This window comes from Heyndrickxia shackletonii, assembly GCF_001420715.1.
Taxonomy (GTDB): domain Bacteria; phylum Bacillota; class Bacilli; order Bacillales; family Bacillaceae_C; genus Margalitia; species Margalitia shackletonii.
Window position 1 is genome coordinate 621,626 of the sequence record NZ_LJJC01000015.1, and the last position, 17,693, is coordinate 639,318.

The window sequence follows — 17,693 nt, forward strand, 5'->3', positions numbered from 1 at the left end:
GAGAAAGGAAACACAGCTAGGCAGTTCACGAGCAGATGTTGACTTATTATCGGAAGAAGTTGGAGAGATCCGCTAACCGACGGCTGCTTGCGCTAAACAAAGACTTAAAAAAGAAAGCCTCAATTTCCTAGTGGCTTTCTTTTATTTGCATTCGCTACAAACTTTTCCCTTCCATCCAATATACTTCCCTAATATTGATTTGCTGCCTTAGCTTTCTAACAAGATCAGCAGGTATTTGCCCCTTTTCAAACATATTTTGGAGCGCATCTCTTTCTGCTTGGAAAGCCTTATCTTTTAGCTCTCGTTCATACCGTTCATTGGTTTTTGATGTATTTTTATCCTTCATTTTCTTTAGCTTCATTATCAATTCATTATATTCGCCAATCACTAAATAACAAATATCTTTATTTTCTTGCGACATTGCTTTGATCAATTGATCGATTGCTGCTTTTGCCATTTCTATTTTTAACTCCGCTATTTTTTGAAATTGCTTCCTGCGTTGCTGTAGCAGTGCCTCTTTTTTAGGAGTAAAAATTTGTGCGATACGAATGAGGATTCTTTTTACCATACTCCAGAAAACGAGAGCTTTGTATTTCATTTGGTTGGTAATCGCAATTTCCATTCGGTGAATATGTTCTTGGCAACGATAGGCGGTATCTCTGTCAATTTCTTTATTTTTAATAAGTTTTGCAACATATTGAGACTCCGCTTCTAATGCTTCCATCCGAATATCTACTTCTGCCTTCTTTATGGCGGATGAGCCTGCTTCTTCATTTCCATATCGAAGTTGATGAATTTTTTTATTGTAGGATGTAATAATAGACAAAGCGGATGCGCGATTATCATCATTCATGCTATTCCTTATAGTACGAATTGCAGCAATACTCATTTGAATAAGGGCCCATTCCTTTATTTTTTCCCTCTCTACTTCCTTAGCCCCATCGGATTTTGCAATCACAGGTAAGAATATACTTGCAATAATCAGCGTTAATAGGATGACACCTGCTGCAATAAAAAGAATTAAGGATCGTTCAGGAAATGGGCTTCCATCCTCTAAAACGTACGGAATGGAAAAAGCTCCTGCTAATGTGACTGCCCCTCTTACACCGCCAATCGTCGTAATGGCTATTTGTCTGAAACCTAATTTTCCAATCTTACGTTTTCTAATCTTCAAACCGATAGTTCCCGACAGAAGAACCCAGACAAAACGAAGAATTAATAATGCGGCAGTAATGAGAACGATATATTTTAATGCAACAAAATTATTATATAATGGGTCTTTTATAATCGTACTAGCTACACTGGGAATCTGAATTCCAAGTAAAACGAATACCAAACCGTTTAAAACGTATAAAATGACTGTCCAAGTGCTTTTGGAAACAACTTGCAGGTCAACAGTTGGTGATTTTTCACGATCCTTTTCAATGGCATGCACAATTCCAGCTGCCACTACTGCCAATATTCCTGATAGATGAAAATGTTCGATTATCAGGTAAATAACAAATGGAGTAAGAATTTGAATCAGCATATGGATTGTTACATCTTCCATCCCAAATCTCCGTATTAAAACCCTTAACCTAATAATAATAAATGCCAGAAAGGCACCACCCACAAAACCGCCAATTGCAATAATAACAAAGCTTATGCTGGCATTTGCTAATGAAAACACTCCGGTTACCATTGCCGCAATGGCAAAATTAAAAGCGACAAGTCCTGATGCATCATTCATCAAGCCTTCTCCTTCAAGAATATGCATAATAACTTTCGGCATCTTAACCCGGCTTGACATTGCACTTACTGCTACTGCATCTGTCGGTGACAAAAGCGCTGCCAAGGCAAAAGATGCAGGAAGAGGAATCGTTGGAATTAACCAATGGATGAAATACCCAATGATGAACACGGTAACAAACACAAGCCCGAGTGCCAATAATAAAATAGGTGTTTTTAGTTTCCACAAAGCAATCCTCGATACATTTCTTCCATCGTTAAATAACAGTGGTGCAATGAATAATACTAAAAACAATTCGGTTTCCATCGGAACATGGACTCCCAATGGAAGGACAGCAATAGCGACACCAAGAGCAATTTGAATAAGGGGTACAGGAATAAATGGAACAAGATGATTAATAACGTTGGAAAGACCAATAATTGCTAATAACAATAAGACAATCAGTAAATTATCCATTCATTTTCATTCTCCTTTACCATTGGCTCTTTTCTTAGATTTTGTTGCTTTTGTAAAAGTAATCTTATAAACTTACTTACCCGATTTAAGAATGGATATCCTTTTTAAGAAAAGATGCCCGAAACGAAGTCTGCCTAAGTATTTAATACCAATTACGAAAACAGTTTTACCATTCTATTTTTCGTTTATTTGTTGCTTTTATTACATCACCGACCATTTAATATTGGTCATGTTTTAAAATGAAAAACCTTGTTTCATTGCTTCTACATTTTTTTACCCTCAAAAAAAAGATTCCAAGTCCATTAACTCGGAATCCTTAAACTTATTATTATTTTGATGGTACCAAATACTACTCCCGGAATCATGGTAACGAACATAATCAAACCCACAAGAACGGATGATTTAGATAAAGAAAAGATAAGCCAGCTAACTGAAACCGTAACGGCATATTGTCCGGAATTAGCCATAGAAAAGCTTAGTCAAAGCAATCGATAATCACGAAACCCTAGTGAAGGAAATGTTTTTGGAATCTTCATTCCATACCCCCTCCTGCTTATCTAGTTTTGCAGAAATTACTGTTAACTAGTCGTTATAAGCATTGAGAGCATTAACACTGTGTGCGAGTGCTGAACCTGCCTTTAACGCGGTAGCTACAAAAATGGATTCCGCAAGTTCTTCTAGGGTGACTCCTAATTGTTTCGCACTCTTCGTATGGGAATCAATGCAATAGGCACACCCTGTAACATGAGCAACCGCAACGGCAATTAATTCCTTCTCTTTTCGGCTCAACAATCCATCCTTCAATGCTTGATGATTAAACAGAGAAAAAGCATGAAACGAATCAGCATTCATCTCTTTAAACTCCATCAGTCGGTTTTTATTCGACCTCTTGTAAAGCTCCTCCCCACCTGTTCCATCGTAGGCATTTAACGCATTTACCCCATGAGCGAGTGCTGAACCTGCTTTTAACGCTGTTGCCACCATAATGGCTTCCAGCATTTCTTCCTTTGAAACCTCTAATCTTTTTGCACTTGAAACATGCGCCTCAATACAGTACGGGCAACCAGTAACATGAGCCACTGCAACCGCAATTAGTTCCTTTGTCTTTTTAGATAGCACCCCTTCTGCTAATGCCTGCTGATCGAAAGCCGTAAACTTTTTCATCGTATCCGGTGCCAGCTTTCCTAATTCACTTAATCTACGAATATACGACTTTTTATATAAATTATCGTCTGTCATTTTCGATACCTCCCACTATTTGACATTTTTTTATTCAGAAAACCCTAAGCTCCAATATTGGTTGGATGTTGCGGGGAATCTGGATCCTCCGCAAAGCTTAGATTTTTTTTGATATTTAATCTGTTACCGAAGATAATGACATAAAGTGCAGCGGCAACCATGTAAATACCAGCACCGATCATAAACTTGTAAGATAAGGATGATAATAGTAAGTATCCTTGAACTGCCAAGAGAATCACGGCAAGAACAACGACAATATTTAATGCTGTTTTCGATAATTTAAATGGTGCTTTCATATATAATTCCGGATATTTTTTCGGCAATTGTGAAGAGGCAATGATTGGGATAACATTTGCAACCAGTAACACTCCAGTACCTAATGCCGAAATGGTTTCAAGCGATAGTCCTGTAAGAATTGGGATCAAACCAACAACATAAAATACAGTTAGCAGCCAATGTGGTGTTCCGAATTTCTTATTGACCTTCCCCAATGATTTCGGAAGCCATCCATCCTCGCAAGATATCAAGATTCCCTTTGTGATCCAAGATAAGGTGGCATTTAAGGTTGTTGCTAATGCAAACATTGCCCCGCCAATCATAAAGAAAATAAATAGCGGATGCGGTAGAATCGTTCTTGCAACATCGGTTAACGGCTTGTTAGCAACATCGGAGATCGGTAGAATTCCAACTGCAATAGTTGCCATAAACGCATAAAGAATACCTACTCCAATGGTCGTAACAATGATGGTTAATGGAATATCCCTTCCAGGTCTTTTCATTTCCCCGCCTAGCTCAGCAATTACTTGAGCACCTCCAGTTGCAAAGGAAAGCAATGCGACAGCGGTAAAAAATCCACCTGCCCCATGTGGAAACATCTCTTTAGCATTAAATACGGAATAATTTACTTCTGGAAAACCCCATATGATAAAGACTGCTAAACCAAGGAAGAGCACGATTACCATCACTTTTTCCACTATTGCTGCAAATTTTACACCTACAATATTAGAAAGATAGAATATCGTGAGTAGTCCGAATGCAATAGGTGTCATCGGTATAGATGGCACTAATCCTTGCATATACTGGGCAAACGAAATGGCGTACATTGCAATAGTCAAATTACCAAGAATAAATAACAACATCCAAAAGAATCCTACTTTTGAAGATAATAAGCGGCTGGAATATCGATATAATCCGCCTGTTGTAGGTATAGCAGATCCCATTATGGCGATTGGCAAAATAGTAATAATGGTAAAAACAGAAGAAAGAATAAAAGCGAGTGTTATACCACTTCCAGTCATTCCGATTGCAACGCCTGTCAATGCCATAACACCTGCACCGATAATTTGACCTACCGCAATTCCCATTACATCCCCTAATCCTAATACTTTCTTTAAATTCGATTCTTGACTAGCCATTTCCCAATCCCCCTTAACATTATTTGGAACATTCTGAATACTCTCGTTAAAAAAATTACTAAAATAGCTTTCTCATTCACTATCTTAGTAATCTTTGTCGCCCGAATCTGTACGAAGAGGGAATTAACTGCTTTATGAAAGTACTCGAACGACATTTTCACAGTTGGGAAATCCTATTGAATTTTTATTTCGAGGCAACCCCCCTGACACTTTTAACTGCCTTCTCGATTCTTTTTAACCCTTCTTCCAAAATAGAGCGCGGACAAGCGATGTTCATTCTTGTAAAGCCTTCACCGCTTTTGCCAAATATATAGCCTTCATCTAATGCAACTCTCGCTTCTTTTTGCATTAAATGTTCAAGCTCTTTTGCCTCAAGCCCCAATTCTCTGCAATCAATCCAAACAAGATAGGTGCCTTCTGTTGGGATTACTTTTAACTCTGGAATATTTTGATTAATATAATCAGTTAAAAACTCTAGATTTTTCTGTAAGTATACTAGTAGTTGATCGAGCCATTCGTCCCCATAACGGTATGCACTCTCTGTTGCTACAAGGCCAAAGGTACTAGTCATGCCTATGAAAAGGGACTCTAATGTATTTGTAAATTTTTCACGTATATTTTTATTCGGAATAATAATATTGGATGTTTGCAATCCTGCTAAATTAAATGTTTTACTTGGAGCAGTGCAAATAATCGAATTTTGGGCAAACTCTTCTGAAATGGAAGCAAATGGCGTATGGGAATGTCCCTTTAAAATTAAATCAAAATGGATTTCATCTGATACAACAAGGATATTATGTTTTAGACAAATATCTCCTAGTTGGGTAAGTTCTTCTTTCGTCCACACTCTTCCAACCGGATTATGAGGACTGGAAATAATGATCATTTTTACGTCGTGATCGATTTTACTCTCCAGATCTTCGAAATCCATAACATACTTACCGTCTTCGTATTTTAATGGATTTTGGACAATGACTCTCTCATTTTTTTCTACTACATTTGTAAAAGGGTAGTAGACAGGCGATTGTATAATGATTTTATCCCCCGGTTTTGTGAAGGTTCGAACGATCATCCCTAATGCTGGAACGACACCAGGTGCATGGCAAATCCAATCTTTTTCCACCTTCCAATTGTGGCGCCGCTGCATCCAATTAATGATTGCTTCGTAATAAGAATCGTTCCGTGCTGTATAACCGAAGATGCCATGTTCTGCCCGTTGTTTTATTGCTTCAATGACAGGTTCTGGCACCTTAAAATCCATATCAGCTACCCACATAGGCAGAAGGTTTTCACCATTAAAAATAGTATCTACTTCATCCCATTTAACGGAACTGGTATTAAAACGATTTATTTCCTCATCAAAATTATATTTCATGTTCTTTTTCCTCCATTAAGCTTTATTTAAGTATCTGTATACCGTTGCTTCAGATGTTTTCATATGTTTTGCTACCTCTGATACGGAGCCTTTGATTAAAAAAACACCTTTTTCATTTAGTTTTTGAATCACTTCCATTTTTTCTTCCGATGACATTCTATCTGGAGTAATACCTGTTTCTGATATAGTTTTGCAAACGATGGATGTTGTAAGATCCTCTATGGAAGTATGCAAATCTTCTATAGGCGGATCATGATGTCCAGGTTGTTTTCCTTCAAGCTGCAAGCCATTTTCCGGAACCTCCATTGCCCCGTTAATCAAACTATCTAATAGATTCCTAGTTTCCACCATTTTGCTTACGTCCATATTAAAGCAAAGCATTCCTATTACATTTCCCATATCGTCCTTTATAAAAAAGGTGGACGAACGGACAATCTTGCCATCCTGTGTCTTGCCGGCATAATTAATCAGAAAATCCTTTCCTATATATGATTTATCTTTTAATATTTTTAATGCAAGATCTGTTAAGGAACCCCCTACCTTTCTATTGCTTATATGACTATTTTTGATGGCAACAATAGAATTTTCGATATTACGAACATCATGCAAAACCACTTCACAATGGCTTCCCATTACACTTCCCAAGAACTCCACCAACGGTATATACTTCTTAATTTGCAAAGACACGCTCTCACTCATATGAAACTACCACCCCTCACCAAGTGGTGTCAGGCACCACCCGTGGACATTTTCTTTATTTGTCCGTTCCACAAGGACAGTTCTACCTTTTATGAAAACGCTTTCAATAGAGATGTAAAAAAATGTTGTTACATATTCCCCTCGCTTTCATCAATGATTATTTTTTATTAGGATAATAAATTTTTATTACGATAAATATATTTTATTTTTATTTATGTGTCAATATTTTTATGGAATATTCACAACATTAAAAAAACTACATTTTTCGACTTGGGCCACTTAAAAAAGCGCAAATCAAAATGACTGATATGCGCTTTTTTAACGGATGTTTATCCATAATACTCCATTTGCACTTCCACTTTTGCCTTAATCTCCATCTCGCCAGGCACAATAGGAGTAGACATACTATTTTCCACCAACGCAAATTTTTGAAAAGGGTGGGGCATTTCACTAATATCCTCTACAATTTTTATGGGGATGGGGTCATAATTTACCTTTAATGTTTCCGCAAGCGTCTGTGCCTTTACCAGAGCATTTTTTAAGGCATCGCTCAGCGCCTTTTGATAGTAAATTGGTTGATTTTCGAGTGTAAATTGAATGTTGGATACCTGATTTACCCCATTTTTAACAGCCGTATCAATAATATGTCCGACTAGATCCAGTTTTTTTATTTTAACCATGATCGAATTGATTACTTGATAGCCCTTAAATACTTGTTTTCCATCCACGTAATCATATCGAGGATGGATGATATAAGAAGAAGTCTGAATATCTTCCTTTATAATTCCTGATTGTATAAGAGTTTGGATTACTTGATTCATTTTATACGCATTTTCCTGTTGTGCTTGTTGAATCTGTTCATTCTCTGTCATCACTTCTAATTGGATGATAACGGTATCCGGTTTTCGAGAAAGAGTTGCCCTTCCAATAACCGTTATTACACGAGGAGAATCATCACGATAGGAGGGATAATACATAGGCATTCCACCTTTTTCTTTAATATTAGATTTTATGAAGAAAAAGGTGGAATGGGGAGTGTGAAAAGTATTAAAAATTTCCTAATGTTTAGGACTTACTATCATTCTATAGCTTCCTTAGCTACCCAGCCGACGAATCCGTCTTTTTTTATCAAGGCATATCCTGCGCAACTGTCATCAATGATAGAAACAATGTCCTCTTTTTCTACACTTATTTGTGTGCAAGAGACCTCCTCTTTTGCCTCATAGCCTCTATCCTTTTGAAGGATATACTCATTTTTCACATAGAGTAATTGGTCAGTTCCCGGTTGTTTGCATAAGGTGAAATGCTCTCCTTTTTCAATTGGAGTAAGAGCATAATTTACATAAGAAATGGAACCTGTCCAAGATGAATCTGCGTTAAATTGTTTTATTACCTTCGTTGTAGGAAAACGGTCCACGTATGTATGAGAAAAATTATCCCCTGAGGAGGACGGAGTAATAATAAAGGCATTTAGTTGCCCAGAAAGTTTTACGTTATTCCCACCATCATTTGCAATGATTTTTTTCTCCTGATCGATGATTGGATTGTTCGATAAAGTTTTTGAAGTATAATTTCCAACTGGCCAATGTCCGACAATAACATATTTATTTGCTTGATGTGACTTAAGTAAAAACTCTGGGATCGAAATGGCAGCAACTCTGCTCGTGTCTTTCCAGTTTTCAATGTCCTCCAGCCCAGCATGAACGAAAATATAATGATCCGTTTCAATGGCAGTTGGTAGTTCTGTTAACCATTTTATTTCCCTTGAAAAATGCCTCCATAATTGTTCCTTTACCTCTTTAACGCTTGATTCTGATGAAATCTTGTAACCGATATTCTCCAGCCATTCATTCATGATGGAATGCTTTCTTGTGCATAAGTAGTTTATAATATTCTGATCTTCATTTAAAAGATATTCCACTAATGTATCACAATTGCCCTCTATGACGTGAACTTTTGGATTATTTGCTTCTAATTCCATTATGTATTGGACTACGCCCATACTGTTGCTTCCCTTTTCACAAAGATCACCATTAATAATGAGGTAATCCTCTTTGCTAAACTGAACTTTGTCTAGCAGCCTTTGAAAAAGCTCTAATTCTCCATGGATATCGGATATAACAATAATTCTTGCATGATTTGGGATAGATAATTCTCTTATTTTGTCCAATGTAGGGAACTCCTTTATTCCTTGATTTTATTTTTTGATATTCGACAAAATTCTCCATTTTCCTTTCGGTGTCAGGCATACTCGTGGACATTACCCTCTCCTTATTTACACATCGTTCATTTATACGGCTATACACCCGAATTAAGGCATCTTTAAAAATGAAGGGAAACAAAAAAGCAAAGATGCCTTTTGCTCTTTGCCTATTCCTTATTAAGGAAATCGTATCGTAACGGTGGTTCCTTCGCCTTTTTTACTATGAAAGTCAATAGTCCCATTATACTTAGCTGCTATATTAAAGCAAATCATCATCCCCAAGCCAGTCCCTTTACTCTTTAATGAATAAAAAGGAGTACCGAGAGATTTCACTTCCTCTTCAGACATTCCATCCCCGAAGTCGGTCACTTTTATTTCAACAAAATCCTTTTTCCTTTCTGCCGTTACAATAACGGAATCGCCAATTTTAGAAGCCTCAATGGCATTTTTGATAATATTGACGAGCATTTGTTTAATCTCAATGTTATTGACAGCGATAAAGCAATCTTCCATTACCTTAAGTTCAATTTTATTATCTCGAAAAAACCCATAGGATTGAAGCAGATCTACTACACTTTGAAGAACAGATCTAACATTCACGGTTTCTGTCACTGCATTTCTATTCGGTTTCGCGATTGATAGAAACTGAGAAAGCACCTCTTCTGCTATATTTAATTCATCTATCATTAGCCTGAAATGTCTTTTTGCGTCGGCGCTATATGCTGTGTCTTTTTCATATAACTGTAAAAAGCCTTTGACCACTGTTAAAGGATTTCTTATCTCATGGGCCAATGCAGCGGCCAATTGGCCAGTTGTCTTTAATCGCTCTGACTGCTTAATTTGTTCATAATATAATTGCTGTTTTTTCATTCGCCCGTACGTTAAATAGAAAGTAAAGCAGATCAGTGCTTGACTCCCGATAAAATTTATCACATTGCCGATTAAATTTTCTTTAATATAGTAATAAGCAGATTCTTCATCCAAATAATTAATATAAACGAACGTAAATGTCATTAGAATGCTGTTAAGCGGAATGGAAAAATAAAATAGCTTTGAATCAAAAAACAAAATAGCAACTGCAGGAATAAAACAAAGAAAAATAAAATTAGACCCAATACCAGGGTACAGAAAAAAGATGGTATAAAAATAACAAAACGCTAAGATAATAATGACGGCTCTGAACAAATGAGTTACATGCTTAGGATATAGCAATAAACATACAGATAAAATCACTACTAACAGACTATGTAAAACAAACCCAAACTCCAACCAGCCAATAATAGCGTTACCCTCTAATAATCCCATTGCCATAATAGTTATTACAATGCAAACTGTTATATAATATAATTTTTTATTTATATGAGTATAAAATTCTTCCATGTTGCACCTTAAAAAAGTCTTTTTAGCATTTTCCTATACAGGATAAATATTCCTACTCATATAGTATCACATCATGGTGTCAGGCACTACCCGTGGTCATCCTCAAAACCTAGTAATAAATCTCCTTTATAAACAATCCCATGCTCTAAAAAAACTTTTAATAAGGTAATAGCTTCTCCCCATCCTACCGAACATCCAATACAAGAGGTTATATCATCATTTGTATAGCCGTCTTCTTCTAAGATTAGCAACGTCCCCTCTTTAAAGGGATGTAATTGAAATTTTACAGTCGTCGTATTTTTACCTGGTTTCCATTGAAAAATAAAAGACTCACAAGGAATGGTTTCTATTATTTTTCCACCATCAACGATTTCTCTTTGATGATCATCCCCATATGACCAACGAAGCCAGATTTCACCTGTCCCGTCAATATTTATATTGATGATTGTTCGATCGGTGAACCATGCATTCCAACCCTCTGCGGTGGTTAACGTCTGAAATACCTTCTCCTTTTCTACCTTAATGTATGCCTGGTGTTTTATTCCCACCATATTTAATTCGTAAACTCCAAAATTTCAATTTGGTTTCCCGAAGGATCTTCTATGACAATATAGCGGCCAGGTGGGCACGGTTTAGGTTCATCGAAGAGAATTTTTACCCCTTTTGACTTTAATCGATTAAAATCACTTTCAATATGCTCTGAAAGAATGCCAAGTAAAACATTTTGACCTTCTCCGGATTTATTTGTTCCCTCTTCCTCCAACACAATCGGAATTTCATCATGAACTAAAGTAGCGATTTTTTCCCCATAATGTTTATAAACTTTAAAATCCAGAACCTCCGTATAAAACTCAATCGCTTTTTTCAAATTTTCCACTTTTACGGTAAGAACACATACTTTATTTAACATTTTATTTCCCTCCTCGGTTTTATGAATAGTTTACCAGTTAATTATTCCGAAACTTTCTTCTAGTTTGCTTTCTTCTTTACCTGTTCATATAGAAGCTGGGGCAAGTTCACTAAAATCGGCGGATCGGTTGGTAAGGGTTCTCTCAGGCTTATTGTAATTTCTGTATCAGTAAACTTGGTTATTTCAATCGGCTTATCGTACTTGCCTCGCAAAGCCCTGTTCAGTAGAAAGTAGTCTTTCGGATTTACACTCCATTTTAATGCAGCCGCTAATACATAATAAGTTCCAAGCGGAATATCTGAAAAAACACAACTTGTTTGATTTTGGGTAAAAGCTGTGCCTATTATAGGTTTCTGGTCTGGAATCGCACGTGGAAAAAGGCCAACAAAAATAATTCCTTTAAAAGTTGCCGGCACTTCAAGGTGACAAGATAATATCGGCGGTGCAGATGCAAGCAGTAAAGGGGATTCCTTGTCCTTGTAATCATTAACAAAATCATGTAAATCGTTAGTACTTAATTGAAATTGCTTAGGTGATAATCCTACAAATTGCTTAAATTTCGAACTAAATGTTCCTAAACTTCTAAAACCAATTAACAAAAGGATTTTTAAAATAGAAGGCGATTTGGAGCTTATCAGCATTTCCTTCCCTGCCTCCATTCTTAAGGCAGATAAATAATGCCGTGGCGAAACACCTGTAATTTCTTTAAAAATCCGTGAATAATGATAGGTGCTATAACCGACTAAGTAAGCAAGTTCTTCAGAAGTAATCTCTGTATCTATATTCTTTTTCATATAGTCGATAGATATTTTTACCGCCTTCATTTGATCATTCTTATTTTCCATTACAGCCACCTATTTTTATTAGAATTTACTTCTCTGCTCTTATAAGATTCTTCTGAACTATTGAGAATTCCTTCAACTATATGTAGCATTATGCTGCTCGTATGGAGCCTCGGCGCGCTCCTTCCTTTACACTATTTTTTTAGAAGACATATTCTATACTGACTGTAGTAACTACTTTGATGCGGGACGGTATGTTCTCCTTCCTATTATGGGTAAGGAGGTGATATACCTATAGATAATTTCAAGTCGTTAATAGAGTATACAGTGAATGTATTCTTTGCTGCGCTTGCTACCGCTATTACTCAGCGAATATTAAGCAGCAGAAGTAAAAAAACCGAAAAGAAAAACCACCCGCTTTTCGCCGCAAGCATAAGGGTGGTTCGGTTCTTCCCGCAAATAATCAACTATTAGAATAAAGAATATTTTGTAAATTACAAATCAAAAATTTATTGTCTTTTCATCTCCAATTCCAACTTCTCTATAAAAATGGGACGAAGAATTCTTTCAGGAGTATACCCTTGATATTGCTCTTAGGTCATTGAAAAAAAATGAAAAACTTGTAGTCTCCGGATTTTTGAAAAGGTAAGGAAGATGTGGCAACAAGGAAGAGGAAAATGTGGGTAATCCGCTATACACTTAAGCTGCTATTAAAACATTTAAGAAAACAAGACTTTGACACTTCCTTCTTTTTGAGCTGTTTCCAAGCAACTAGTAATAAATTTCTGGATTTCCTTCTGTTGCCATACTAAAAAATCATCCTTTGGCTGTTTTGAAAAATCTTCATTAAATAATTCATTTTTTGCCTCCAATGCCTTTTCCATTTGCGGCAATGAAAGGGTTTTGCTGTCACCTGATCCGCTAACACCTGCATAACAATCCGTTGCATCTAATAAATGGTAAAAAGTGTAGGCACAAGAATCCCTCATCGTAAAACGAATATAAGCAATTGCTTCACCCGCTTTATTTTGCCCGTAAATATCATGTCCCATAAATAAAATCCTCCTTAGGATAAATTTATATATATACCCTCATGAGTACATATAAAAATGTACCCATAAGATGGCTTAACAAAAAGACAGAATATAGCTTTACTGTTTTCTAGGTTACCAAGTACTTTACTTACTATAAGGTGTTGGAATTTATTAATAGAGATAAAAACATAGAAGTAATAATGTGGTTATTGATGACTTCTAATCAAAGAAGAGTTTGTAGTTTAATTTTTCGGAGAAAAAAATATATCCAGTAAAATATTTACATAAAATGAAATAGAATGTCAATACCAAATATTCGACAAAATTCACCTAGATTATGAAATTGTGCAGTGTAATTATAGCTAAAAAAGATGATGATGAAAAAAAGCGATCCTTCTTAGAGAACCGCTACGTTTACTAGAAATAATAAGGTTTGCTTTTGTATTTCAAGCTATTGGAGTACCGTTTTTAACCTGCTCATCCGGTTTTAATAGTACCACATCCCCCTCTTCTGGAACTCCGCCAAGTACCAATACTTCAGATTTATAACCCGCAATTCTCCTGGTAGGAAAGTTTACTACAGCTACTACTTGTCTCCCAATAAGTTGTTGTGGGTCATATCTTTTTGTTATTTGTGCGGAAGAATGTTTGATTCCAATTTCGCCAAAATCAATTTCTAATTTTATGGCAGGTTTTCGTGCTTCCGGAAATGGTTCTGCCTTTATCACGGTACCAACACGAATATCTAACTTTAAAAAATCTTCGATTGTTGCCATGAATATTACCTCCATTTTATTAGTTCTTCTGATTTTACAATATTACTCATGGGAGGGAAAATCAAACAAACACGTCCAAGTTACACTTGCTACTACTTTTGCACAGCAAATAGGAAACAACAAGCGTAATAAAAGACAAAGAATAAACCACCCGAATCATCGCAAATGTAAGGATAGATCTTCACGTAATTAAATTACGTAAACATACCGTCCTGCGGGCAATACATACAAAGTTCCACTATATATTAAAAAAAACCCATTCTGGTATGAATGAGTTTTTCATTTCATCAGATATTTAACTGTTTGAATACTTCTTGATGTCATTCCATTAATAATTTGCGGATTAATATTAAACCTTTTTCGAATGGATTTTCTTAAACTCCGTAAATATAAGGATTTTTTCATTTTTTGTTGGATTTCGTAGATAATATCAAGTGTCTTTTCTAATTTTGGTACGTAATACTTATAAACTTGTTATTTATTAGATCAGGATGAGCTGATAAAATTTTCGAATTGCTTGAAAGCCGTTCATCATTTTATTTTGGACAAGAGAAATTACTTCATTGTACAACTTTTGTATACTTCAGTTATTAGCTAGATCCAAAACAGAGGATTTTGAAGATACACCACAAAAAAATAGAATATTCTAAATCGCATTATACTATTATGTTATACTTCTTTTAGTAACTACTTTGATGCGGGACGGTATGTTCCCTCTTCCTTTTATGGTTAAGGAGGTGATGTACCTATGGATGTTTTCAAGTCGTTAATAGAGAATACATTAAATGTATTCTTTGCTGCACTTGCTACTGCTTTTGCAAAGCGATTAGTAAGTGGCAAGCGTAAAAAAACGACAAAGAAAAACCACCCGCGTCGACCAAAACGTAAAGGTGGTTCTTCTCAGCAATAATTCAACCAGAACATACCGTCTTTGCAACAGTAGTTACAGATTTGACCAAGGAGTTACAACTCCTTGGTTTATTTTATGTTTATACATTTATAGTATACCCTGACCTGAGAAAATTCAAATATAAAATGACAGAAGTTTTTGTCAATGTAAATTCATATTTTTCCTTACTTGTAATCACTTTTGTATAAGTGGGATTAGAGACCTGCACTCTAGAAACTGTAGGTTCATTCCCATGTTTGTAGTTAGCGGACAGAGAATCCGCTATTCACATAAAATGACCCTAATTTAAGAGTTATGCGGACACTGGTTCCGTTATTTACTAAAAACCACAAGGAAAACCATGTTTTTTCGGTAAATAAGGGATTCTCTGTCCGCAAAACTAAGAAAATACTCCATTTTGTCACAAATAACGGAACTGTTGACCGCTTTATCAAGTTATGCGCCTTACTTCCAAAATACTTCTATTGGTACCGTTGCAAGCTGTTTTTGTTTCAAAGCTTTTTCCTGCATAAATGAGCTTGGTACAGTAGCATTCACATTCTCCACATTTTGATTTTAAAAAGTATAAATTCTCGAAGCCCTTATACTATTTCACTCGTTTAAACTCTATTTTCTTTGCCTGATACATCTTATCTTTAAATTCGTATGTAATTTCTAACATGCCAATAAACGTAGTAGGAGAAATTTGTGCACTAACGGACGCCACCAAATGATCGTTGATAACATCATAGTGCTTAATATTTCCCAATGCTATATCACTGAATAAGTGCTCTTGCGGAATATGCAATGAATCAATATTAATAATTGTTTTCCGGTTGCCGATTCTCACTATGGCTTGATGCTTGGAAAGACTTGTTTTTACGTTTTTTAAAATAATGGCGGTTGGATTGTCTACCAGATTTTCTTTATCAACTTCACCTATATTGGTGCGAATTTTATGAAACACATGAACCTCAGAATCTCGGGCACCTGTCCCATAACCTCTTGTTAAAACAATAATTAAATCCTTAATGCCATCCCGGTTTATGTCTTTGTATAAAATCTCCGGTGCATACGTTGGATTCGTAACATTCAACCAAAAGGGGAAGAACCTCATCCCTTTATTTATCTTCATTTCAAAATTTCTGTACATTCCATCACTTTTAACAGCATATAAAACAACCTTTGCCTCTTCGGATTTTGCAACAATCGTTTTAGATTCTGCGTTAATTAAAACTTGATTACTACTTATTCCACTGATAAGAAAAAGCAAAAACACTATTCTGCATCGAATAATAAACACCTCATAGTTAATTTACCTTTTGGTCAGGAGCAATATACATCCCCGTGTTTCTTAAAAGAGGTATACATTGCTTGTATCCCGAATTAATTATAATAGTAGCTAAATTAAGGTGGGATAATTGATGAAAACAATGTTTCAATATAACTGGCAAGTTCGTAATGAGTGGTTTTCTTGGTGTGAGGATGTACCAAAAGATGAATTGCTGAAGGTAAGAACTGGAGGAGTTGGAGGAGTTGGAGGAATCCTAAAAACACTTTTTCACATTGTGGATGTGGAATACAGTTGGATTTGCGATATGAAAGGAAAAATACCGAAAAAACAGGAATGTAGTGAACCATTTGAGTCATGGGCTACATTGGAGAAAGTCAGAGAACTATCAAAATCATATCATGAGGAAGTAAAAGCTTTTGTATTGGCTTGGGAACCTGATATGGAGAATCTATTCTTTTCAGAAACTAATTCAGATGGAGAATTAGAAATTTTCAAGTATGGAGAAGCAATGCGTCATGTTATTGCTCACGAAATACATCATATTGGTCAGTTATCTGTGTGGTCCCGTGAACTAGGACGAAAACCTATTACAGCTAATCTAATCAGAAGGGGACTGTTTGACTAAAAAGGGGAAGGACTATTTAATAAGGTATAGGTTAAAATAAGTCTCTAAAATTTATCTGTTTTTGACAAGGAGAAAATATGGAAGATAAAAAAACATTTAAAACAATTGATGAATACATCTTACAATTTCCTCTTGAGATTCAGAAGACACTAAAAAAATTACGATTAGTTATAAAAGAGGCTGCACCTGAAGCCGATGAAAAGATAAGCTACCAAATGCCAACCTTTTCGTTTTACGGGAACCTAGTACATTTTGCTGTGTGGAAAAATCATATAGGGTTTTATCCAACTTCAAGTGGAATGAATGCTTTTAAACAAGAACTATCAGAATATAAGAGAACAAAAGGTTCGATTCATTTTCCTTTATCGAAGCCACTTCCATATGAATTGATTAGTAGGATAGTTAAATTTAGGGTTGCTGAGAATATGAAGAAAGCACAAGAAAAATTAGTGGACAAGAAATAACTTTTTAATAATGTAACTAGGCTTAGTAAATAAAAAAAATAATAAAAAGCTCAGATATCTAAATCTGAGCTTCAGACTGTAGACAAACTCGATGAAGATCGAGCTTGCCTACAGTCTTTTTTGTTTTAAAATATAAATAGAAATAATACTTGGGGTGATGAAGATGCTTTCAAAACATAATTCCATTCAACGTGATCAAGTAGAAATGATCGCTTTAGACCAGTTGGTTCCCGAAAATCATTTAGTCCGAAAAATGGAGGCAGCGATTGATTTCTCTTTCATTTATGATTTAGTGGAAGAAACATATTCCGCAGTTGGACGCCCAAGTATTGATCCCGTGATCTTGATTAAACTTACCTTTATTCAATATACATTTGGCATTCGTTCGATGCGTCAAACGATTGAAGAATTAAAAACGAATAT

18 protein-coding genes are annotated in these 17,693 nt (G+C 35.8%); 4 read left to right on the plus strand and 14 right to left on the minus strand.

Going from position 1 to position 17,693, the window contains the following annotated elements; all coding sequences use genetic code 11:
- Positions 1–154 precede the first annotated feature (154 nt).
- The 13 genes from AN964_RS24705 to csaA form a co-directional block, all read right to left on the minus strand.
- On the minus strand, positions 155–2,185 hold the full coding sequence (locus tag AN964_RS24705; RefSeq protein WP_055742431.1) for a Na+/H+ antiporter: 2,031 nt from the start codon (positions 2,183–2,185) through the stop codon (positions 155–157).
- A gap of 582 nt (positions 2,186–2,767) precedes the next feature.
- On the minus strand, positions 2,768–3,424 hold the full coding sequence (locus AN964_RS24710; protein WP_055742432.1) for a carboxymuconolactone decarboxylase family protein: 657 nt from the start codon (positions 3,422–3,424) through the stop codon (positions 2,768–2,770).
- 44 nt (positions 3,425–3,468) lie between these two features.
- Positions 3,469–4,839 (minus strand): APC family permease, encoded by a 1,371-nt coding sequence (locus tag AN964_RS24715; protein WP_055742433.1) that lies wholly within the window; start codon positions 4,837–4,839, stop codon positions 3,469–3,471.
- 184 nt (positions 4,840–5,023) lie between these two features.
- Complete coding sequence (locus AN964_RS24720; RefSeq protein ID WP_055742434.1) at positions 5,024–6,214, minus strand: MalY/PatB family protein; 1,191 nt, start codon at positions 6,212–6,214, stop codon at positions 5,024–5,026.
- Between the two features lie 15 nt (positions 6,215–6,229).
- Positions 6,230–6,913: a helix-turn-helix transcriptional regulator gene (locus AN964_RS24725; RefSeq protein WP_055742435.1), complete on the minus strand. Its 684-nt coding sequence runs from the start codon at positions 6,911–6,913 to the stop codon at positions 6,230–6,232.
- A gap of 329 nt (positions 6,914–7,242) precedes the next feature.
- Positions 7,243–7,890, minus strand: coding sequence for an SIMPL domain-containing protein (locus AN964_RS24730; protein WP_055742436.1), 648 nt, complete (start codon positions 7,888–7,890; stop codon positions 7,243–7,245).
- 101 nt (positions 7,891–7,991) lie between these two features.
- Positions 7,992–9,083 (minus strand): metallophosphoesterase, encoded by a 1,092-nt coding sequence (locus tag AN964_RS24735; RefSeq protein WP_055742437.1) that lies wholly within the window; start codon positions 9,081–9,083, stop codon positions 7,992–7,994.
- Between the two features lie 210 nt (positions 9,084–9,293).
- Complete coding sequence (locus AN964_RS24740; protein ID WP_055742438.1) at positions 9,294–10,496, minus strand: ATP-binding protein; 1,203 nt, start codon at positions 10,494–10,496, stop codon at positions 9,294–9,296.
- An 86-nt stretch (positions 10,497–10,582) separates the two neighbouring features.
- On the minus strand, positions 10,583–11,047 hold the full coding sequence (locus tag AN964_RS24745; RefSeq protein ID WP_055742439.1) for an SRPBCC family protein: 465 nt from the start codon (positions 11,045–11,047) through the stop codon (positions 10,583–10,585).
- A gap of 2 nt (positions 11,048–11,049) precedes the next feature.
- Entirely contained in the window at positions 11,050–11,406 is a 357-nt protein-coding gene (locus AN964_RS24750) for a VOC family protein (RefSeq protein WP_055742440.1), read from the minus strand.
- A 59-nt stretch (positions 11,407–11,465) separates the two neighbouring features.
- The gene (locus tag AN964_RS24755; protein WP_055742441.1) at positions 11,466–12,251 is read right to left on the minus strand and encodes a helix-turn-helix transcriptional regulator; all 786 of its coding nucleotides are present in this window, start codon (positions 12,249–12,251) and stop codon (positions 11,466–11,468) included.
- Positions 12,252–12,907: 656 nt separating this feature from the next.
- The gene (locus AN964_RS24760) at positions 12,908–13,240 is read right to left on the minus strand and encodes a hypothetical protein (RefSeq protein WP_083489550.1); all 333 of its coding nucleotides are present in this window, start codon (positions 13,238–13,240) and stop codon (positions 12,908–12,910) included.
- Between the two features lie 428 nt (positions 13,241–13,668).
- Positions 13,669–13,998 (minus strand): chaperone CsaA, encoded by a 330-nt coding sequence (gene csaA, locus AN964_RS24765; RefSeq protein ID WP_055742442.1) that lies wholly within the window; start codon positions 13,996–13,998, stop codon positions 13,669–13,671.
- Positions 13,999–14,746: 748 nt separating this feature from the next.
- Here csaA and AN964_RS26580 point away from each other — a divergent pair.
- Complete coding sequence (locus AN964_RS26580) at positions 14,747–14,908, plus strand: hypothetical protein (RefSeq protein WP_161809321.1); 162 nt, start codon at positions 14,747–14,749, stop codon at positions 14,906–14,908.
- Positions 14,909–15,494: 586 nt separating this feature from the next.
- On the opposite strand, the gene AN964_RS24770 is transcribed toward AN964_RS26580, so the two are convergent.
- Entirely contained in the window at positions 15,495–16,160 is a 666-nt protein-coding gene (locus AN964_RS24770) for a hypothetical protein (protein WP_055742443.1), read from the minus strand.
- Positions 16,161–16,311: 151 nt separating this feature from the next.
- Here AN964_RS24770 and AN964_RS24775 point away from each other — a divergent pair, with 151 nt between their 5' ends.
- The 3 genes from AN964_RS24775 to AN964_RS24785 form a co-directional block, all read left to right on the plus strand.
- Positions 16,312–16,806, plus strand: a complete 495-nt coding sequence (locus AN964_RS24775; RefSeq protein ID WP_055742444.1) for a DinB family protein — start codon at positions 16,312–16,314, stop codon at positions 16,804–16,806.
- 77 nt (positions 16,807–16,883) lie between these two features.
- Entirely contained in the window at positions 16,884–17,270 is a 387-nt protein-coding gene (locus tag AN964_RS24780) for an iron chaperone (protein ID WP_055742445.1), read from the plus strand.
- 163 nt (positions 17,271–17,433) lie between these two features.
- A partial coding sequence (locus AN964_RS24785) for a transposase (protein WP_161809322.1) occupies positions 17,434–17,693 on the plus strand: 260 nt, incomplete at its 3' end.